The 18,566-nt window shown below is 66.2% G+C and carries 20 protein-coding genes; 15 read left to right on the forward strand and 5 right to left on the reverse strand.

The window, feature by feature from the left end; genetic code table 11:
- Window positions 1-146 precede the first annotated feature (146 nt).
- The gene (locus K225_RS0102590; protein WP_026434954.1) at window positions 147-1,535 is read right to left on the reverse strand and encodes an MFS transporter; all 1,389 of its coding nucleotides are present in this window, start codon (window positions 1,533-1,535) and stop codon (window positions 147-149) included.
- 32 nt (window positions 1,536-1,567) lie between these two features.
- On the opposite strand from K225_RS0102590, the gene K225_RS0102595 reads away from it, so the two are divergent.
- Complete coding sequence (locus K225_RS0102595; RefSeq protein ID WP_051248610.1) at window positions 1,568-2,419, forward strand: M48 family metallopeptidase; 852 nt, start codon at window positions 1,568-1,570, stop codon at window positions 2,417-2,419.
- A gap of 42 nt (window positions 2,420-2,461) precedes the next feature.
- Here the strand turns inward: K225_RS0102595 and K225_RS0102600 are convergent, their stop codons facing one another.
- The 3 genes from K225_RS0102600 to K225_RS0102610 are packed head-to-tail and all read right to left on the reverse strand — an operon-like array spanning window position 2,462 to window position 5,636.
- Complete coding sequence (locus K225_RS0102600; protein WP_026434956.1) at window positions 2,462-3,100, reverse strand: MBL fold metallo-hydrolase; 639 nt, start codon at window positions 3,098-3,100, stop codon at window positions 2,462-2,464.
- A 53-nt stretch (window positions 3,101-3,153) separates the two neighbouring features.
- Window positions 3,154-3,927, reverse strand: a complete 774-nt coding sequence (locus tag K225_RS0102605; protein ID WP_026434957.1) for a GntR family transcriptional regulator — start codon at window positions 3,925-3,927, stop codon at window positions 3,154-3,156.
- Window positions 3,928-3,944: 17 nt separating this feature from the next.
- The gene (locus K225_RS0102610; RefSeq protein WP_026434958.1) at window positions 3,945-5,636 is read right to left on the reverse strand and encodes a sigma-54-dependent Fis family transcriptional regulator; all 1,692 of its coding nucleotides are present in this window, start codon (window positions 5,634-5,636) and stop codon (window positions 3,945-3,947) included.
- A 293-nt stretch (window positions 5,637-5,929) separates the two neighbouring features.
- On the opposite strand from K225_RS0102610, the gene K225_RS20230 reads away from it, so the two are divergent.
- From K225_RS20230 to K225_RS0102660, 10 genes are all read left to right on the forward strand, one after another.
- Window positions 5,930-6,163 (forward strand): phenol hydroxylase subunit, encoded by a 234-nt coding sequence (locus tag K225_RS20230; protein WP_051248612.1) that lies wholly within the window; start codon window positions 5,930-5,932, stop codon window positions 6,161-6,163.
- A gap of 13 nt (window positions 6,164-6,176) precedes the next feature.
- Complete coding sequence (locus K225_RS0102620; RefSeq protein ID WP_026434959.1) at window positions 6,177-7,169, forward strand: aromatic/alkene monooxygenase hydroxylase subunit beta; 993 nt, start codon at window positions 6,177-6,179, stop codon at window positions 7,167-7,169.
- Between the two features lie 14 nt (window positions 7,170-7,183).
- Entirely contained in the window at window positions 7,184-7,477 is a 294-nt protein-coding gene (locus K225_RS0102625; protein ID WP_026434960.1) for an MmoB/DmpM family protein, read from the forward strand.
- A gap of 39 nt (window positions 7,478-7,516) precedes the next feature.
- Window positions 7,517-9,100 carry an aromatic/alkene/methane monooxygenase hydroxylase/oxygenase subunit alpha gene (locus K225_RS0102630; RefSeq protein ID WP_026434961.1) on the forward strand — a complete coding sequence of 528 codons (1,584 nt, stop codon included), beginning with the start codon at window positions 7,517-7,519 and terminating at the stop codon, window positions 9,098-9,100.
- A complete protein-coding gene (locus K225_RS0102635; RefSeq protein ID WP_026434962.1) occupies window positions 9,097-9,453 on the forward strand; it encodes a phenol hydroxylase subunit P4 in 357 nt (118 codons plus the stop codon). Before K225_RS0102630 ends, K225_RS0102635 begins: the two co-directional genes overlap by 4 nt.
- A gap of 63 nt (window positions 9,454-9,516) precedes the next feature.
- Window positions 9,517-10,581: an NADH:ubiquinone reductase (Na(+)-transporting) subunit F gene (locus K225_RS0102640; RefSeq protein WP_026434963.1), complete on the forward strand. Its 1,065-nt coding sequence runs from the start codon at window positions 9,517-9,519 to the stop codon at window positions 10,579-10,581.
- An 8-nt stretch (window positions 10,582-10,589) separates the two neighbouring features.
- A complete protein-coding gene (locus K225_RS20235) occupies window positions 10,590-10,946 on the forward strand; it encodes a 2Fe-2S iron-sulfur cluster-binding protein (RefSeq protein ID WP_034711604.1) in 357 nt (118 codons plus the stop codon).
- Window positions 10,947-10,981: 35 nt separating this feature from the next.
- Window positions 10,982-11,926: a catechol 2,3-dioxygenase gene (locus K225_RS0102650; RefSeq protein ID WP_026434964.1), complete on the forward strand. Its 945-nt coding sequence runs from the start codon at window positions 10,982-10,984 to the stop codon at window positions 11,924-11,926.
- A gap of 53 nt (window positions 11,927-11,979) precedes the next feature.
- A complete protein-coding gene (locus tag K225_RS0102655; RefSeq protein ID WP_026434965.1) occupies window positions 11,980-12,873 on the forward strand; it encodes a transporter in 894 nt (297 codons plus the stop codon).
- Window positions 12,874-12,878: 5 nt separating this feature from the next.
- Window positions 12,879-13,355 carry a heme-binding protein gene (locus tag K225_RS0102660; RefSeq protein WP_238323171.1) on the forward strand — a complete coding sequence of 159 codons (477 nt, stop codon included), beginning with the start codon at window positions 12,879-12,881 and terminating at the stop codon, window positions 13,353-13,355.
- Between the two features lie 43 nt (window positions 13,356-13,398).
- Here the strand turns inward: K225_RS0102660 and K225_RS0102665 are convergent, their stop codons facing one another.
- On the reverse strand, window positions 13,399-14,322 hold the full coding sequence (locus tag K225_RS0102665) for a LysR substrate-binding domain-containing protein (RefSeq protein ID WP_026434967.1): 924 nt from the start codon (window positions 14,320-14,322) through the stop codon (window positions 13,399-13,401).
- Window positions 14,323-14,443: 121 nt separating this feature from the next.
- On the opposite strand from K225_RS0102665, the gene K225_RS0102670 reads away from it, so the two are divergent.
- From K225_RS0102670 to K225_RS0102685, 4 genes are all read left to right on the forward strand, one after another.
- Window positions 14,444-15,904 (forward strand): 2-hydroxymuconic semialdehyde dehydrogenase, encoded by a 1,461-nt coding sequence (locus K225_RS0102670; RefSeq protein ID WP_026434968.1) that lies wholly within the window; start codon window positions 14,444-14,446, stop codon window positions 15,902-15,904.
- Window positions 15,905-15,976: 72 nt separating this feature from the next.
- Complete coding sequence (locus K225_RS0102675; RefSeq protein WP_026434969.1) at window positions 15,977-16,834, forward strand: alpha/beta fold hydrolase; 858 nt, start codon at window positions 15,977-15,979, stop codon at window positions 16,832-16,834.
- A gap of 13 nt (window positions 16,835-16,847) precedes the next feature.
- Window positions 16,848-17,630: a 2-oxopent-4-enoate hydratase gene (gene dmpE / locus K225_RS0102680; protein ID WP_026434970.1), complete on the forward strand. Its 783-nt coding sequence runs from the start codon at window positions 16,848-16,850 to the stop codon at window positions 17,628-17,630.
- A gap of 14 nt (window positions 17,631-17,644) precedes the next feature.
- Window positions 17,645-18,559, forward strand: coding sequence for an acetaldehyde dehydrogenase (acetylating) (locus K225_RS0102685; protein WP_026434971.1), 915 nt, complete (start codon window positions 17,645-17,647; stop codon window positions 18,557-18,559).
- Window positions 18,560-18,566: the final 7 nt, after the last annotated feature.

Consider the following 18,566-nt stretch of genomic DNA (forward strand, 5'->3'; position numbering starts at 1 on the left):
AGTGTAGTGGGGTGGTGGAGCCGGTGGGGGCAGGGCTCCATGGTGGCCCGCAGGCGTCGCGCGGCGTTGAAGCTCCCGTAAAGTTCCGGTAAACCGTGCAGGTGGATAACTGTTTGGGAACTATTGATTTAATAGCTACAAGCGATTTACGGTAAAGCGCTAGCGGGTTTTTTGACCCCTGACGCCAGCCACACCAACCCCAGCACCGGCAGCCCCAGCAGGGCCGTGGCCGTGAAGAACTGCGCATAGCCATGCGCATTGACATAGTCGCCCGAGAAGCCTGCCACGAACTTGGGTAGCAGCAGCATCATCGAGCTGAACAGCGCGTACTGCGTGGCCGAATAGCTCACATTGGTCAGGCTCGACAGGTAGGCAATGAAGGCGGCCGAGGCAATGCCGCTGGCCAGGTTGTCGGCCGACACCACGGCGATCAGCGCCGTCACGTCGTGCCCGTGCCCCGCCAGCCAGGCAAACAGCAGGTTGCTGCCGGCGCTGAGCACGGCGCCCAGCATCAGGATGCGCATCACCCCCAGGCGCATCGACAGCACGCCGCCCACAAAGGCGCCCACCAGCGTCATGACCACGCCATAGACCTTGGTGACGGCGGCCACTTCGTCCTTGGTGAAACCCATGTCCACATAAAACGGGTTGGCCATGATGCCCATGACCACGTCGCTGATGCGGTATACGGCGATCAACGCCAGGATCTGCGCGGCCTGCCAGCCATAGCGGCCCAGAAAGTCGGCGAACGGATCGACCACGGCGCCCTTGAGCCATTCGGCGGCGTTCTTGGCCGGCGGCAACACCACTGGCACGGGCTCGCGCGAGAACAGCACCGTGACGATGCCCACGGCCATCGATGCGGCCATCGCCAGGTAGGCGGCCTGCCAGGCGCCGTTCTGGTAGGCGGCCGCACCCTGGGCCACGGCCTCGCCCACCACCTGCCCTACGGCAGGCGCCACTTCCGAGCGCGCAGCGATCCACAGCACGCCGGCGCCGGCCCAGATCATGGCCAGGCGGTAGCCCGTCTGGTACGAGGCGGCCAGCGCCGCCTGGTGGTTGGCGTCGGCCGATTCGATGCGAAAGGCATCGAGCGCAATGTCCTGCGTCGCCGAGCCAAAGGCCACCGCCAGCGCGCACCACACGATGGGGCCGAGCGTCAGGCGCGGGTCGGCCAGCGCCATGCCCACGAGGCCGGCCACCACCATGCCCTGCGACAGCAGCAGCCAGCCGCGCCGCCGCCCCAGCCAGCGCGTGAGCAGCGGCAGCGGCATGCGGTCCACCAGCGGCGCCCACAGCCATTTGAAGCCATAGGCCAGGCCCACCCAGCTGAGATACCCGATGGTGCTGCGGTCAATGCCCGCCTCGCGCAGGCGAAACGAGAGCGTGCCCAGCACCAGCAGCAGCGGCAGGCCCGCCGAAAAGCCCAGCGTCAGCATGCGCAGGCTGGCGGGCTCCAGGTATACGCGCAGGGTCTGGAGCCAGGGGGTGCGCACGGCAGGGGGGTGGGGTGGGGTCGGGGAGGTATCTGACATGGGGCCGGGCGGTTTTTGTCTATTATTCCTGCATGTGCCTGCTCTGCCCTCTACCCTCCGTTGCGCCGTCGTCACCCTGGTCTGCGCGCCGCGCCTTCCTGCTGGCTGCGGGTGCCAGTGCCGCCGCGCCCGTGCTGGCGCAGGTGGATGTGGGTTCGGCGTCGAGCCTGCGCAAGCTGGTGCCCGCGGAGACGCTGGAGAACTCCGCCGCCCAGCAGTACCAGCAGATGCTGCAGCAGGCCAAGGCCCAGCGCGCCCTGGCGCCGGCAGGGCACCCGCAGCTGCAGCGCCTGCATGCCATTGCCAAAAGGCTGATCCCGCATGCCGCGCCCTGGAACGACCGCGCGCGCCAGTGGCGCTGGGAGATCAACCTCATCGGCAGTTCGCAGGTCAATGCCTTTTGCATGCCCGGCGGCAAGATCGCCTTCTACACCGGCATCCTCGACCAGCTCAAGCTCACCGACGACGAGGCCGCGATGGTCATGGGCCACGAAATGGCCCACGCCCTGCGCGAGCATGCGCGCGAGCGCATCGCCAAGACGCAGGGCACCAACCTGGCACTGCGCCTGGGCTCGCAACTCCTGGGCCTGGGCGACCTGGGCAATGCGGCGGTCAGCCTGGGCGGGCAACTGCTCACGCTGCAGTTCAGCCGCGCTGACGAGAGCGATGCCGACCTGGTGGGGCTGGAGCTGGCCGCGCGCGCGGGCTACCAGCCCTCGGCTGCCGTGAGTCTGTGGCAAAAGATGGGCAACGCCACCGGCAGCAAGCAGGGCGGCCTGGCCTTTTTGTCCACCCACCCCTCGGGCCCGGCACGCATCCGCGAGCTGGAGCAGAACGTGCCCAGGGTGCAGGGGCTGTACGAAGCGGCCCGGCGCGGCGGATAGTTTGCTATTGAAATAATAGCTAAAAGTCTCTTCCGTCATTCCTCACGTGCCGCCCACATAAGGGTTGCTCTGCCGCTCCCGTCCGAACGAGCTTTCCGGCCCGTGGCCGGGGATGAACACCGTCTGGTCGCCCATGGGCCACAGGCGCTGCGTGATGCTGTCGATGAGCTGCTGGTGGTTGCCCTGGGGGAAGTCGGTGCGGCCGATGCTGCCGGAAAACAGCACGTCGCCCACAAAGGCCCGGTCGATCTGCGGCGCATGAAACACCACATGGCCCGGTGTATGGCCGGGGCAGTGGCGCACGTTCAGCGTTTCGTGGCCGATCTGCACCTGGTCGCCGTCGTGCAGCCAGCGGGTGGGCGTGAAGTGCTGCGCGGGCGGAAAACCGAACATCGCGCTTTGCTGCGGCAGGCCATCAATCCAGAACTGGTCGCCGGGGTGCGGCCCCACGATGGGCAGCGCAAGGCGCTGGGCCAGCTCTCCGGTGCCGCCGGCGTGGTCAATATGGGCGTGGGTGAGCCAGATCTGTTCCAGCGCGAGGCCCAGTCGCTGGGTCTCGGCCAGCAGCAGGTCCAGGTCGCCGCCGGGGTCGATGACGGCGGCCTTGCGGGTGGCGCTGCACCAGACGATGGAGCAGTTTTGCTGGAAGGGCGTGACGGGGATGGTGAGGTACTGGAGCATGGAGGAGAGCGTTCTGGTGCCGCGGCGGCAGGCCCGAACGATAGCGCAAACGTTCAGCCGGCCATCGGTGCGGGCGCGGCGTCAGGGGTGGCCCCTGTGGGCAAGGTCAGCTGGCCGTTGCGCAGCGCCTGCGCCAGCAGGTCGGGTGTGGCGCGGATATGGGCTTCCAGCGCCAGCGCCGCGCGGGCTTCGCGGCCGGCGATGGCCTGCTCGAAGATCTCGGTGTGCTCGGCGTGCACGTCGCGCACCGAGCCGGGCAGGCCCATGGCGTAGCGGCGGTAGCGCTCGCCATGGCGCGCCAGCAGGCCCAGTACCTTGCGTGTCCATGGCGACTCCTGTCCGGCCAGCAGGGCCTCATGAAAACGCACGTTCAGGATTTCCCACCGGCGCCGGTGCACCGTCTGAAAGGGCTGTTCCAGTGCCGAGATGGCGTCGTAGCTCTGGCGCAGCGCGGCCCGCCAGTGCGCTCCGCCGTTGCGGATCGACAGGCGCAGCGCATCGATCTCGACATGCACCCGCAGGCGGGTGATGTCTTCCAGTTCATCGAGCGTGATCGGGGCCACGCGAAAGCCACGCTGCCCCTCCGTGGTCACCAGCGCATCGCTGGCCAGCCGGGTGATGGCTTCGCGCAGCGTGCCGGCGCCCACGTTGTACTGCACCCGCAGGTGCTCGATCGGCAGCTTGCTGCCGGGCTCCAGCCGGCCTTCGATGATGTCGTCGCGCAATTCGGCATAGGTCTGCTCGATCAGGGTGCGCGAGATGGTGGCGCCCGCGCCAGCAAGGTCGTTGTCGGTGTTCAGTGCGTGCAGATAGGGGCGTTTGGCCATGGTGGTCCGTGGTGGAGTCAGGTCTGCGCGCGTTCGTTCAGGCGCGAAAGACGGTAGCTCAACTGGGGGCGCGTCAGGCCCAGTGCGCGCGCGGCGGCCGAGAGATTGCCGCCGGCGCGTGCCACGGCTTCGCGGATCAGTGTGTCTTCCAGGGCCTCCAGGGTCAGGCCGCTGCTTTGCAGCTGGTCGTAGAGCTGCGTGGCCTGGGCCGTGGGGGTGGCGGTGCGCTCCAGCGTGCCGGCGGCATTGACGGTGGCGCCCGGTTGCATCGTGATGTGCGGGAACAGCACCTCGGCGTCCACGCTCTCGTCCGACGGGGTGAGGATGACACCGCGCTCGATCAGGTTCTCCAGCTCGCGCACATTGCCTGGCCAGGCATGGGCGCGCATCGCCAGAAGAGCCCGGTCGGTGAAGCCCGCCATGCGCTTGCCGTGCTGCACCGCATACTTTTGCAGCAGGTGCATGGCAATCAGTTCGATGTCGTCGGTGCGTTCGCGCAGCGAGGGAATGCGGATGGGATAGATGTTCAGGCGGTACAGCAGGTCGCGCCGGAAGCGCCCCTCGGCCACGGCTTTTTCGAGGTCCACATTGGTGGCGGCCACCACGCGCACATCCACCTTGCGCACCTGGGTACCGCCCAGGCGTTCGATCTCGCCGCTTTGCAGCACGCGCAGCAACTTGGCCTGCGCGGGCAGGGGCAGCTCGCCCAGCTCGTCGAGCATCAGGGTGCCGCCATGCGCACGCTCGAAGCGGCCGATGCGCGTGGCAGCGGCGCCGGTGTAGGCGCCTTTCTCGGCGCCGAAGAGTTCGCTCTCGATCAGCTCGGCGGGCAGCGCCGCGCAGTTGACGGCCACGAAGGGTTTGTCGGCCCGTGCGCCCATGGCGTGCAGCGCGCGGGCAAAGCGCTCCTTGCCCACACCGGTTTCGCCCGTGAGCAGCACCGTGACCTGCGTCTGCGCGGCCTTGCGCAGCAGCGCCACGGTCTGCTCGAATGCGTGCGAGCGCCCCACCAGCGGCCCCAGCTCATCGGCGGGTTGCAGCAGGGTGCGAAGGGTTTGCACCTGCGACTGCAGTTCGTCGAGCTTGACCAGCACCGATTCGGCGTCGTAGTCGCGTGCTATCGCGTCCCCGTCGGGCCACTCGTGCTGGAAGCGGCCCTCGATCATGCAGTGCCCGTGTCCACAGGCCGCGCATTGCACTTCCTTGAAGAGCGCCGCGCGGTGAAAGAATGCGCTGGTGTAGCCCGAGGCATAGCCCAGCAGCATCCAGCAGACGGGGTCATCCTGGGGGCCGAAGTCGCGCACATGGCTCTCGACCTCCCAGCTGTGGTCCCAGCGGAAAAACCCTCGAAAGTGGCCCGCCGCTTGGTCGAGTTCAAAGACCTGCGGGGTGACCTGGACCGCGCCTTCCAGCATGTGCAGCTGGGGACCGACCGAGAACATCTCGAACAGCGATGCCTCGGGGCGCACCTGGCGCGCAAGCTGCGCGTCGCGCTCGCCCGAAGCATAGCCCGCGCGCATCAGCAGGCGGCGGGTCTGCGCCGGTCCCAGGGTGTTCATCAGCTCCCGGCGCAGGGCGCCCAGTGCGGCCGCATGGACCAGCAGCATGCGCTGGCCCGAAAGCCAGATGCGGCCGTCGCCCGCAGAAAAATGCACCAGGCGGCGCAGATCGATATCGGGAGGCAGCGGAGGCAGGGCGGAGGCAGGCATGGGCGCACTATCGATAAAAAGAATGATGAGCGCCATCGGGTATGACCCCAGTGCCGGTCGAATTCACCATTTCATCAGTTCCTGCTCGGTGGATTTGAGCATTTGATCATGCTGCACCGCGGCATCTTGCGGACAAGGCGCGGCTGCGCAGCCGCCAGGGGTGTGCGGCAGCTTCCCGGCACGGAGTTTTGTAGGGACTAACCCTTGTTTTATCGATATTGAAGTCGTTTTATCGACAGTTGGCACGACCCGTGCACCTGTTGACGGGCTAAAGCCAAAACATGGAGCCCGCAATGAACCCAGAACCACTGGCCACCGACAGCCTGCAATGCGACGTGTCGCGCAAGTTCGTCCGTGTGCTGAAAAGACGGGACAACGGTTTTATCGAGTTCGAGTTTTCGATCGGCTGGCCGGAACTGACGGTGGAGCTGATGCTGCCGCAGCGCGCGTTCGAGGCGTTCTGCCGGGCGCAACGGGTGCGCCCCCTCGGCGATCCGATCGAAGACCGCACCACCACCATCGTTTGAGGAGACACCGCACATGAACATTGACCTGCAGGCGCGCGAAATCCAGCCTTTGCGCAGCACCTTCGCCCGCGTGGCCGCGTACACGGGTGACAAACCCGCGTCGCGCTACCTGGAAGCCACGGTGGGCGTGCAGCCCACCGCGCATTTCCATTACCGTCCGACCTGGGAACCCGAATTCGAGCTGTTCGACACCGCCCGCACGGCCGTCAAGCTGGCCGACTGGGATGCGCTGCGCGACCCGCGCCAGTTCTATTACGCCAACTGGACCATGGCGCGTGCGCGCCAGCAGGAGGCGATGGAGGCCAACTACCAGTTCGTGGAGTCGCGGGGGCTGATCGACAAGATTGCCGACACGCAGCGCACCGCCGCCTGTGCAGTGCTCATGCCGCTGCGCCACGCGGCCTGGGGCGCCAACATGAACAACAGCACGATCTGCTCGCGCGGCTACGGTACGGCGTTCACGGCGCCGGCCATGTTCCATGCCATGGACCATCTGGCCGTGGCGCAGTACCTCACGCGCCTGGGGCTGGCCCTGGGCGAGCCCGGCGCGCTCGATGCGGGCAAGAACGACTGGCTGCACGACCCGCGCTGGCAGCCGCTGCGCCGGCTGGTGGAGGACACGCTGGTCGTCAACGATCCGTTCGAGCTGTTCGTGGCACAGAACCTGGTGCTCGATGGCCTGCTGTACCCGCTGATCTACACGCATTTTGTGGACGACCACCTGGCAGTGCAGGGCGGCACGGCGGTGGCCATGCTGACGGCCTTCATGCCCGAGTGGCATGACGAGAGCGCGCGCTGGGTGGATGCTGTCACCAAGGTGGCTGCCGCCGCGTCGGACGAGAACCGCTCGCTGATCACCGGTTGGTTCAAGACCTATGCCGACCTGGCGCAGGCCGCGCTGGCACCGGTGGCGGACATGGCACTGGGGGCGCAAGGCAGCGTGGCCCTGGCCGCCGTGCGCACGGCGCTGGATGCACGGGCGCGCAAGTCGGGCCTGGCCCTGTGAAGGAAGTCACCCCCATGAACACCCCTGCCGCCCCCGTCGTCTCCAGCGTCTTCATTGCCTTTCAGGACAACGAAGAATCCCGCCCGGTCGTGGACGCCATCCTGGCGGACAACGCCCAGGCCAGCGCCACCTATCCACCGGGGCTCGTGAAGATCAACGCGCCCGGTCGCCTCGTGATCCGCCGCGAAACCATCGAAGAGCAGACCGGCCAGCGCTTCAACCTGCAGCAGCTGCACGTCAACCTGGTGACGCTGTCCGGATACATCGACGAAGACGACGACGAGTTTTCGCTGAGCTGGGAACACTGAGCCTGCGGGCCGTTGCACGAAACCATTAGGAGACAAACCATGGACGCACCTGTCATCAAGAAGAAACTGGGCCTCAAGGAACGCTACGCCGCCATGACGCGCGGACTGGCCTGGGAAACCACCTACCAGCCAATGGAAAAGGTCTTTCCGTTCGACCAGTACGAAGGCATCAAGATCCACGATTGGGACAAATGGGAAGACCCGTTTCGCCTGACCATGGATGCCTACTGGAAGTACCAGGGCGAGAAGGAGAAGAAGCTCTATGCCGTGATCGAGGCCTTTGCGCAGAACAACGGGCAGCTCGGCATCTCGGATGCACGCTACGTGAATGCGCTCAAGCTGTTCATCCAGGGCGTGACGCCGCTGGAGTACTACGCGCACCGCGGCTTTGCACATGTGGGCCGGCACTTCACCGGCGCCGGGGCCCGCGTGGCGGCGCAGATGCAGTCCATTGACGAGTTGCGCCACTACCAGACCGAGACGCACGCGCTGTCGCACTACAACAAGTACTTCAACGGCCTGCACCAGCCAACGCAATGGTTCGACCGCGTGTGGTACCTGTCGGTGCCCAAGTCGTTCTTCGAGGATGCGCTGTCGGGCGGGCCGTTCGAGTTTCTCACCGCCGTGAGCTTCTCGTTCGAGTACGTGCTGACCAACCTGCTGTTCGTGCCCTTCATGTCGGGTGCGGCGCACAACGGCGACATGTCCACGGTGACGTTCGGCTTCTCGGCCCAGTCCGACGAGTCGCGCCACATGACCCTGGGCATCGAGTGCATCAAGTTCATGCTGGAGCAGGACCCTGCCAACGTGCCCATCGTGCAGCGCTGGATCAACAAGTGGTTCTGGCGCGGCTACCGCCTGCTCACGCTGGTGGCCATGATGCAGGACTACATGCTGCCCAAGCGCGTGATGAGCTGGAAAGAGAGCTGGGAGATGTATGTCGAGGAGAACGGCGGTGCGCTGTTCCGCGACCTGGCGCGCTACGGCATCCGCGAGCCCAAGGGCTGGAAAGAGGCCTGCGAGGGCAAGGACCACATCAGCCACCAGGCCTGGAACACGTTCTACAACTACGGCGCTGCGGCCCCCTTCCACACCTGGATTCCCAAGGAAGACGAGATGCAGTGGCTCAGCGAGAAGTACCCCGATACCTTCGACAAGTACTACCGCCCGCGCTTCGAGTACCTGCGCGAAGAGCAAAAGGCTGGTCGGCGCATCTACAGCAAGACGCTGCCGATGCTGTGCAACACCTGCCAGATTCCGCTGCTCTTCACCGAACCGGGCGATCCCACCCAGATCTGCCACCGCGAGACCGAATACCAGGGCGACAAGTACCACTTCTGCAGCGACGGCTGCAAGCACGTGTTCGAGCACGAGCCCGAGAAGTACGTGCAGTCCTGGCTGCCGGTGCAGCAGATCTACCAGGGCCACTGCTTCAAGCCCGGTGTGGACCCCACGGCCGAAGGCTTCGATCCGCTGCTGGCCGTGCTCGACTGGTACGGTCTGAACGTGGGCCGCGACAACTTCGACTTCGAGGGTTCGGAAGACCAGAAGAACTTTGCGGCCTGGCGCGGCGATCCCATGCCGGGCGAAACGGCCGCCGCAGACCAAGGAGCCCGGCCATGAGCGTTACCGCCCTCAAGCCCTACGATTTTCCCGCCAAGGACGTGCGCGCCAACTTCCCGGCGCCCCTGCTCTTCATCGGTTGGGACGAGCATCTGATGTTCCCCTGCCCGGTGGCGCTGCCGCTGCCTGCCGACATGCCTTTTGGCGCGCTGGCCCAGGCGGTGTTGCCCGGTGTCTATGGCGTGCACCCCGACTTTGACCGCATCGACTGGAACGAGGTCCAGTGGTTCAAGTCGGGCCAGCCCTGGACGCCCGATCCGGCCAAGAGCCTGGCCGACAACGGCCTGGTTCACAAGGACGCGATCCGCTTTCGCACGCCAGGCCTGACCGGTATCCAGGGGTCTTTCAGTTAACCGTACCAGCCCGCACAGGCGATGGGTGCAGCCCGCGGGCAGCCCCGTCGTCCAGGACATGCCATGAGCTACCAACTGACTCTCGAACCCCTGGGCGCCACCATCGAGGTGGAAGAAGGCCAAACTTTGCTGGACGCCGCGCTGCGCCAGGGCATCTACATTCCGCACGCCTGCGGCCACGGACTGTGTGGCACCTGCAAGGTGCAGGTGACCGATGGCGAGGTGGACCATGGCGCGGCCAATCCGTTCGCCCTGATGGAAATGGAGCGCGACGACGGCAAGACACTGGCCTGCTGCGCCACGCTGCAGTCGGACGCCACCATCGAGGCCGACTTCGACGACGACCCCGATGCCCAGGTGATCCCGGTGCGTGACTTCACCGCCACGGTGGCGCGCATCGAGCAGCTCACACCGACCATCAAGGCCCTGCACCTGCGCCTGGACCAGTCCATCCATTACCAGGCCGGGCAGTATGTGCAGGTGCAGATTCCGGGCGTTGACGGGGGGCGCGCCTTCTCGATTGCCAATGCGCCCGGTGCCGATGGCCAGAGCAGCGAGATCGAGCTGAACGTGCGCCAGGTGCCCGGCGGCGCTGGAACCACCTGGCTGCACGAGTCGCTGAAACAAGGCGACCGGCTGCAACTGACCGGGCCCTACGGCCGTTTCTTCGTGCGCCGTTCGGCCGCCATGCCCATGGTGTTCATGGCGGGCGGTTCGGGCCTGTCGAGCCCGCGCGCCATGATTCTGGAGCTGCTGGCCAGCGGCTGCACGCAGCCCATCACGCTGGTGTACGGGCAGCGCAGCGCGCAGGAGCTGTACTACGACGCCGAGTTCCGCGCCCTCGCAGCGCGCCATCCCCATTTCACCTACGTGCCGGCACTTTCGGACGCCGCCGGGAGCGATGGCTGGAACGGCGCGCGCGGCTTTGTTCACGAAGCGGCCAAGGCGCACTTTGGTGGCAGCTTCGCCGGCCACAAGGCCTACCTGTGCGGCCCCCCGCCCATGATCGAAGCCTGTATCGGCGCCCTGATGCAGGGGCGCCTGTTCGAGCGCGACATCTACACCGAGAAATTCCTCTCGGCCGCCGATGCGCAGCAGGCGCGCAGCCCCTTGTTCAAAACCATCTAGGAGCCGCCATGGGAGCCAACCCCTGTTCGCAAGTGCGCGTCAGCGTGTCGCAGACCGGCGACTGTTTTGACTGTGCCACCAACGAAAGCCTGCTGGCCGGCATGTTGCGGCTGGGCCGCAAGGGCATCCCGGCCGGCTGCGTCAACGGCGGCTGCGGGGTCTGCAAGGTGCGCATTGTGGAAGGGGCGGTGCAGTCGCTCGGGCCCGTCAGCCGGGCGCATGTCAGCACCGAAGAAGAAGCCAACGGCTACACGCTGGCCTGCCGCGTGGCGCCCACCCAGGCGGTGTGCCTGGAAGTGGCCGCCCGATTGCGCAAACCTTTTCTGGGCAGCACCACCTCGGTGGCGCAACGCCCTGCCACTTGAACCAATGAAGATTTACCAACCAAAGGAGACATGAAATGGGTGTACTGAGAATCGGCCACGCGAGCCTGCGGGTCATGGATATCGCCGCTGCCGTCAAGCACTACGAAGAGGTCCTGGGCCTCAAGACGGTCATGAAGGACAACGCCGGCAACGTCTATTTGAAGTGCTGGGACGAGTGGGACAAATACTCGATCATCCTGACGCCCAGCGACCGTGCGGGCCTGAACCACGTCGCCTACAAGGTGGAGAAAGACGAGGACCTGGAGGCGCTGCAGGCCCGCATCGAGGCCTGGGGCATCCAGACCACGCTGCTGCCGGAAGGCACGCTGCCCTCCACCGGCCGCATGCTGCAGTTCCACCTGCCCAGCGGCCACGAAATGCGCCTGTATGCCATGAAGGAATACGTGGGCACCGACGTGGGCACCGTCAATCCCGATCCCTGGCCCGACGGCATCCGGGGCGCGGGCGCGCACTGGCTCGACCACCTGCTGCTGATGTGCGAGATGAACCCCGAGGCGGGCATCAACAAAGTGCAGGACAACACGCGTTTCATGAAGGAATGCCTGGACTTCTTCCTGACCGAGCAGGTGCTGGTCGGCCCCCAGGGCGACATGCAGGCCGCCACCTGGATGGCGCGCACCACCACGCCGCACGACATCGCCTTTGTGGGCGGCCCGGTCAGCGGCCTGCACCACATCGCGTTCTTCCTGGATTCGTGGCATGACGTGCTCAAGGCCGCCGATGTCATGGCCAAGAAGAAGGTCAAGATCGACGTGGCTCCCACGCGCCATGGCATCACGCGCGGCGAGACCATCTACTTCTTCGACCCCAGCGGCAACCGCAACGAAACCTTTGCCGGCCTCGGTTACCTGGCGCAGCCCGACCGCCCCGTGACCACCTGGAGCGAAGACAAGCTGGGCAGCGGGATCTTCTTCCACACCGGTGAACTGGTGGCGTCCTTCACGGACGTGTACACCTGAAGCGGCGCCCCGGCTCCGTTATTTCCTCTTTGCTTCGTTGTACGAGAAAACCCATGAAGAAAACATTTGCAGCGACCGCCCTGCTGGCGGGTCTGGGCAGCCTGGCGCCCCTGGCCGCCCAGGCGGAAGGCCATTACGTTCCCGGTGTGGAAGGTGCCCAGGCCGCCAGCGTGCCGCCGCCTGGCTTCTATTACCTGGGCTATGTGGTGAACTACAACATCAACAGCTTTCGCGCACCGGGCTCCAGCACCGACCTGCCGGGGCACAACAGCGGCACCGTCACCGCGCTGGCCAATCGCTTTGTCTGGATGACGGGCCACAAGGTGCTGGGCGCCGATTACGGTGTCGAGGCCATCGTGCCGCTGGTGCGCACCTCGCTCACCATCAATGCCGCGGGCATCGCGGACAGCCGTTCGGGTGTGGGCGACGTTTACGTCGGCCCCCTGGTGCTGGGCTGGCACGGCGCGCAGTGGGATGCCGTGGCTGCCGCCGGCATGTGGCTGGATTCGGGCAACACCGACGATCCGGCATCGGCGGGCAAGGGCTTCAAGAGCACGATGCTGACCGGTGGTGCGACCTACTACTTCGATGCCGCCAAGACGATTTCGGGTTCGGCCCTGATGCGTTTCGAGCGCCATGGCAAGAACGACAGTGGCTTTCGCCATGGCAACCAGGCCACGGTGGAGTGGGGGCTGGCCAAGGTGTTTGGCACGGTGCAGGCGGGGGTGGTGGGCTACAGCCAGTGGCAGGCCAGCAACGACAGCGGTCCGGGCGCCAGCGCCGACCGGTCCTCGCGGCACGCGCTGGGCGCCGAGCTGGTGTATCCGATTGCGTCCGCAGGGGTGTTCCTCAAGGGCGCGATCTACAAGGAGTTTCGCGCCGAAGCCGGCACCGGCCCGCAGCCCAAGGGGAACCTGGTGCGGCTGACGATGGTCAAGGCCTTCTGAACGCCATGTCCATGCCAGATCCCAGCATTGGATCCGGTGTTGTCTCTCTCAGCCGGGAGCAGCGCGTGATCGATGCCACTGCGGCCCTGCGCGCCGTGGCGGCAGCGGTGCAGGCCGCCACCGCCCTGGACGTGCAGGTCAACGTGGCGGTGGTCGATGCCGCCGGGGTTCTGGCGGCGTTCGTGCGCATGCCCGGTGCGCCGCTGCATTCGGTCGATATCGCCATCGACAAGGCCTACACCGCCACGGGCTTTGGTCTGCCGACTTCCCAGTGGCATGCGGTCCTGCAACAGCATTCACCCGCGGTGCGGGAGGGGCTGGTGTTGCGCCCGCGCTTTGTCGCCTTTGGGGGCGGACTGCCCATCGTGGAGGGCGGCATGCGCATCGGCGCCATCGGCGTCTCGGGTGGCAGCGAAGCGCAGGACGAAGCCATCGCGGTCGCCGGCTTGCAGGCGCTGGGGCTTGCGCCTTCCGGGGCGTGACGGGAAGACCATGGCCGACCTACCATCCATGGCCCCGGCAGGGTCAATCCCGCCCGCCCGCGTCCTGGCCCTTCTTGCTCTGGGCGTTGGAAAACGCACCCACCACCTCCAGAAATGCCGCCAGCACCGGCGACATGTCGTCGGTGCGGTACAGGCAGCTGAGCTCGATGTCGCGCAGGTGGCGCGAGCGCAGCGGCCGGTACACCACACCCGGCAGGCGCAGGCTGGTGGCCGAATGGGTGGTGATGCAGGCGCCAAAACCGCCCGCCACCAGGGCCACGCAGGTCAGTACATCTTCCACCGCCTGCACCACGTTCAGGCGAATGCCCTCGCGGTGGAAGGCGCTGGCCACCTCCTGGGCCAGCCCGGGCAGGGGGGCGTTGGGGTAGACGATCATCGGCTCGCCGTCCAGGTCGCGCAGCGTGATCTCCGGGCGTGCGCACAGGGGATGGGTCTCCGGCAGGCCGACGACCAGTGTTTCCTGGAGCACGTTCAGTACCTCCAAGCCGGGTTCGGGGGGCACCAGCCGGTTGAAGCCGATGGTGATGCGGCGCTCGCGCAGCGCCTGCAACTGTTCGCCCTTGGTCAGGTTGTGCAGTTCGATGCGCACCTCGGGACGTGCCTGGTGGAAGGTGGCCAGCAGCCGGGGGATCACGTCCAGCACCCCCGAGCCGAAGATGCCCACGTCGAGCAGGCCGATCAGCCCCTGCCCGGCCTGCTGCGTGCGGTCGCGCGCGCGTTGCGTCAGCGACAGGATGTTGGGCACCTCGTCCAGCAGTGCCTGGCCGGCGGCGGTCAGCTCCACGCCCTTGGCGGTACGCCGGAACAAAGGGGTTCCCAGTTCGTCCTCCAACCCCCGGATCTGCCGTGTCAGGGGCGGCTGCGCCATGTGCAGCCGCGCTGCTGCCCGGCCGAAGTGCAGCTCCTGGGCGAGCGCAAGAAAGTATTTCATCTGGCGCAAATCCACTGTGCATCTCCTTTTTTTAATACCTCGAAGGTATCAGATTTGGAAAATTTGGTATTGGACAGTATGAGCCTCCCACCCTATCTTTACAGCCAGTCAGTGCTTGCGAGATAAGAAAGTCACCATGCAACAGATTCTGAATTTCATCAACGGCGAATATGTTCGCAACACCAGCGGCAAGACGTTCCAGGACATCAACCCGGTCAACGGCAGCGTCATCGGCGATATTTACGAAGCCGGCCAGGTGGAAGTCAATGCCGCTGTCGCCGCGGCCAAAGCGGCGCTCAAGGGCGACTGGGGCCGACTGTCGGTCGCCGAGCGCTGCAAGCTGCTGGACGCCGTGGCGATCGAGATCAACCGCCGCTTCGACGACTTCCTGCAGGCCGAGATTGCCGACACCGGCAAGCCGCACCACCTGGCTTCGCATGTGGACATTCCGCGCGGCGCCGCCAACTTCCAGATCTTCATCGACACCATCAAGAGCACGGCCACCGAGTCGTTCAACATGCGCACGCCCGACGGCAAGACCGCGCTGAGCTACGGCGTGCGCGTGCCGCGTGGCGTCATCGCCGTGGTCTGCCCGTGGAACCTGCCGCTCTTGCTGATGACCTGGAAGGTCGGCCCGGCGCTGGCCTGCGGCAACACCGTGGTCGTCAAGCCGAGCGAGGAAACCCCCGCCACCGCCACGCTGCTGGGCGAGGTGATGAACGCGGTGGGCATGCCCAAGGGCGTGTACAACGTGGTACACGGCTTTGGCGCCAATTCCGCCGGCTCCTTCCTGACCGAACACCCCGACGTCAACGGCATCACCTTCACCGGCGAAACGCGCACCGGCAGCATCATCATGAAGGCGGCCGCCAATGGCGTGCGCCCGGTGTCGCTGGAGATGGGCGGCAAGAACGCCGCCGTGGTGTTTGCCGACTGCGACTTCCAGACCACCATCGACACGCTGACGCGCTCGTGCTTCGAGAACGCCGGCCAGGTTTGCCTGGGCACCGAGCGCGTGTACGTGGAGCGCCCGATCTTCGAGAAGGTCGTGGCCGCACTGAAGGACCGCGCCGAGAGCATGAAACCCGGCCTGCCCTTCGACAAGGACACCAAGATCGGCCCGCTGATCAGCAAGAAGCACCAGGCCAAGGTGCTGGGCCTGTACCAGACGGCCAAGGAGCAGGGCGCCACCATCGTCACCGGTGGCGGCATCCCCGACATGCCCGGCGACCTGAAGAACGGCTCGTGGATCCAGCCCACCATCTGGACCGGCCTGCCCGAGACCGCCACCGTGGTGACCGAAGAAATCTTCGGCCCCTGCTGCCACATCAGTCCCTTCGACAGCGAAGAAGAAGTGCTGGGCAAGGTCAACGCCAACCGCTACGGCCTGGCCACCGCCGTCTTCACGCAGGACCTTGCGCGCGCCAACCGCCTGGCGCAGCAGATCGAGGTGGGCCTGTGCTGGATCAACGCCTGGTTCCTGCGCGACCTGCGCACGCCGTTCGGCGGCTCCAAGCAGTCGGGCATCGGCCGCGAAGGCGGTGTGCACTCGCTGGAGTTCTACACCGATCTGCGCAACGTGATGGTGAAGTTTTAAGTTGAATCGGCTTCTAGAGATTGCTCGGCAAGCGCTAGATGCTCCTATAAAAGTAGCAAAGAGATATTTCTGATGAGCGCCACCGCCTCCCACCCCGAGATCGGGCACCGCATCGAAGCAGCGGGCATCCGCACCAACTACCACGACCTGGGCAGCGGCCACCCGCTGCTGATGATCCACGGCTCCGGCCCCGGCGTGTCGGCATGGGCCAACTGGCGCCTGGTGATGCCCGAGCTGGCCAAGCAGGCGCGCGTGATCGCGCCCGACATGGTCGGCTTCGGCTTCACCGACCGCCCGGCAGGCCAGCGCTATGACATGGACAGCTGGGTACGCCAGGCCGTGGGCCTGCTGGACGCGCTGGGCATCGAGAAAACCGACCTGGTCGGCAACTCCTTTGGCGGTGCACTGGCCCTGGCGCTGGCCATCCGCCACCCGCAACGCGTGCGCCGCCTGGTGCTGATGGGCAGCGTGGGCGTGCACTTTCCCATCACGCAGGGGCTGGACGCCGTGTGGGGCTACACCCCGTCGGTGCAGAACATGCGCGCCATCATGGGTTACTTTGCCTTCAACCAGGGGCTGATGAGCGACGACCTCGCCCGCATGCGCTACGAAGCCAGCATCCGCCCGGGCTTCCAGGAGTCGTTCTCGGCCATGTTCCCCGCGCCCCGCCAGCGCTGGGTGGATGCCATGGCCAGTCGCGAAGAAGACATCCGCGCCCTGCCGCACCAGACCCTGGTGGTGCATGGGCGCGACGACCAGGTGATCCCGCTGTCCACCTCGCTGACGCTGTCCAACTGGATCCCGCGCTCGCAGCTGCACGTGTACGGCCAGTGCGGGCACTGGACGCAGATCGAACACGCCGCGCGCTTTGCCCGCCTGGTGGGCGATTTCCTGGCCGAGGCTGCAACCGACGAACCCCATTCCCTTTGAGATCGAGGACTTCATGCAAGCACCACTGATCGAGCAGCTCGGCGACGAGCTCTACGACGCCCTGAAGGGCTGCCGCACCGTGGCGCCGCTGACCGCGCGCCATGCCGATATCACCATCAACGACGCCTACGCCATCCAGCAACGCATGCTGGCGCGCCGCCTGGCCGCCGGCGAGCGCGTGGTGGGCAAGAAGATCGGCGTGACCAGCCAGGCGGTGATGGACATGCTGGGCGTGTTCCAGCCCGACTTTGGCTGGCTCACCGACGGCATGGTCTACAACGAAGGCCAGGCCATCCCCGCCGGCACGCTGATCCAGCCCAAGGCCGAGGGCGAGATCGCCTTCGTGCTGAAAAAGACGCTGAAGGGCCCCGGCATCACGGCCGCCGACGTGCTGGCCGCCACCGAGGGCGTGATGGCCTGCTTCGAGATCGTCGACTCGCGCATCCAGGACTGGAAGATCAAGATCCAGGACACCGTGGCCGACAACGCTTCGTGCGGCGTGTTCGTGCTGGGTGACCGCCTGGTCGATCCGCGCGATGTTGATCTGGCCACCGTCGGCATGGTGCTGGAGAAGAACGGCGACATCGTCGCCACCGGCGCCGGAGCCGCTGCGCTGGGCCATCCGGCCAATGCCGTCGCCTGGCTGGCCAACACGCTGGGCCAGCACGGCATCGCGCTGGAGGCGGGTGAGGTCGTGCTGTCGGGTTCGCTCGGCATCATGGTTCCGGTCGCCGCGGGCGACAACCTGCGCGTGACCATGGGTGGCATCGGTGGCTGCTCCGTCCGCTTCGTCTGACACAAGGAATTTCCATGAGCAAGAAGATCAAATGCGCCCTGATCGGGCCCGGCAACATCGGCACCGACCTGCTGGCCAAGCTCCAGCGCAGTCCGGTACTGGAGCCCGTCTGGATGGTGGGCATCGACCCCGAGTCCGACGGCTTGAAGCGCGCCCGCGCGATGGGCATCAAGACCACCGCCGAAGGGGTGGACGGCCTGATTCCCCACATGCGGCAGGACGGCGTGCAGATCGTCTTTGACGCCACCAGCGCCTATGTGCATGCCGAAAACAGCCGCAAGGTCAACGCCCAGGGCGCGCTGATGATCGATCTCACGCCGGCCGCCATCGGCCCGTTCTGCGTGCCGCCTGTGAACCTGAAGGAGCATGTCGGCAAGGCCGAGATGAATGTCAACATGGTCACCTGCGGCGGCCAGGCCACCATCCCCATGGTGGCGGCGGTGAGCCGCGTGCAGGCCGTGGCCTATGGCGAGATCGTGGCCACCGTGTCGTCCAAGTCGGTGGGCCCCGGTACGCGCAAGAACATCGACGAGTTCACCCGCACCACAGCCAGTGCGGTCGAGCAGGTGGGCGGTGCCAAAAAGGGCAAGGCCATCATCATCATCAACCCGGCCGAGCCGCCGCTGATCATGCGCGACACCGTGCACTGCCTCACCGAAGGCGAGCCCGACCAGGCCAGGATCACCGAGTCCATCCACGCGATGCTCAAGGAAGTGCAGAAGTACGTGCCCGGCTACCGCCTGGTCAATGGCCCGGTGTTCGACGGCAAGCGCGTGAGCGTGTTCCTCGAAGTCGAGGGGCTGGGCGACTACCTGCCTAAGTACGCCGGCAACCTGGACATCATGACCGCCGCCGCCGCCCGCACGGCGGAGATGTTTGCCGAAGAAGTCCTGTCCGGTTCGCTCACGCTCGAACCCGTGGCTGCGTAAGGAGAAA

Origin of the sequence: Acidovorax sp. JHL-9 (genome assembly GCF_000426205.1) — a bacterium.
In the GTDB taxonomy this organism is placed as follows: Bacteria; Pseudomonadota; Gammaproteobacteria; order Burkholderiales; family Burkholderiaceae_C; genus Acidovorax; species Acidovorax soli.

Coding starts and splice junctions, on each gene's coding strand:
- K225_RS0102610 (WP_026434958.1), bottom strand. CDS start 5,636: ATGCCTGCCTCCGCCCTGCCTCCGCTGCCTCCCGATATCGATCTGCGC.
- K225_RS0102595 (WP_051248610.1), top strand. CDS start 1,568: ATGTGCCTGCTCTGCCCTCTACCCTCCGTTGCGCCGTCGTCACCCTGG.
- K225_RS0102590 (WP_026434954.1), bottom strand. CDS start 1,535: ATGTCAGATACCTCCCCGACCCCACCCCACCCCCCTGCCGTGCGCACC.
- K225_RS0102600 (WP_026434956.1), bottom strand. CDS start 3,100: ATGCTCCAGTACCTCACCATCCCCGTCACGCCCTTCCAGCAAAACTGC.
- K225_RS0102620 (WP_026434959.1), top strand. CDS start 6,177: ATGAACATTGACCTGCAGGCGCGCGAAATCCAGCCTTTGCGCAGCACC.
- K225_RS20235 (WP_034711604.1), top strand. CDS start 10,590: ATGGGAGCCAACCCCTGTTCGCAAGTGCGCGTCAGCGTGTCGCAGACC.
- K225_RS0102685 (WP_026434971.1), top strand. CDS start 17,645: ATGAGCAAGAAGATCAAATGCGCCCTGATCGGGCCCGGCAACATCGGC.
- K225_RS0102605 (WP_026434957.1), bottom strand. CDS start 3,927: ATGGCCAAACGCCCCTATCTGCACGCACTGAACACCGACAACGACCTT.
- K225_RS0102660 (WP_238323171.1), top strand. CDS start 12,879: ATGTCCATGCCAGATCCCAGCATTGGATCCGGTGTTGTCTCTCTCAGC.
- K225_RS0102650 (WP_026434964.1), top strand. CDS start 10,982: ATGGGTGTACTGAGAATCGGCCACGCGAGCCTGCGGGTCATGGATATC.
- K225_RS20230 (WP_051248612.1), top strand. CDS start 5,930: ATGAACCCAGAACCACTGGCCACCGACAGCCTGCAATGCGACGTGTCG.
- K225_RS0102625 (WP_026434960.1), top strand. CDS start 7,184: ATGAACACCCCTGCCGCCCCCGTCGTCTCCAGCGTCTTCATTGCCTTT.
- K225_RS0102635 (WP_026434962.1), top strand. CDS start 9,097: ATGAGCGTTACCGCCCTCAAGCCCTACGATTTTCCCGCCAAGGACGTG.
- dmpE (WP_026434970.1), top strand. CDS start 16,848: ATGCAAGCACCACTGATCGAGCAGCTCGGCGACGAGCTCTACGACGCC.
- K225_RS0102675 (WP_026434969.1), top strand. CDS start 15,977: ATGAGCGCCACCGCCTCCCACCCCGAGATCGGGCACCGCATCGAAGCA.
- K225_RS0102630 (WP_026434961.1), top strand. CDS start 7,517: ATGGACGCACCTGTCATCAAGAAGAAACTGGGCCTCAAGGAACGCTAC.
- K225_RS0102670 (WP_026434968.1), top strand. CDS start 14,444: ATGCAACAGATTCTGAATTTCATCAACGGCGAATATGTTCGCAACACC.
- K225_RS0102655 (WP_026434965.1), top strand. CDS start 11,980: ATGAAGAAAACATTTGCAGCGACCGCCCTGCTGGCGGGTCTGGGCAGC.
- K225_RS0102640 (WP_026434963.1), top strand. CDS start 9,517: ATGAGCTACCAACTGACTCTCGAACCCCTGGGCGCCACCATCGAGGTG.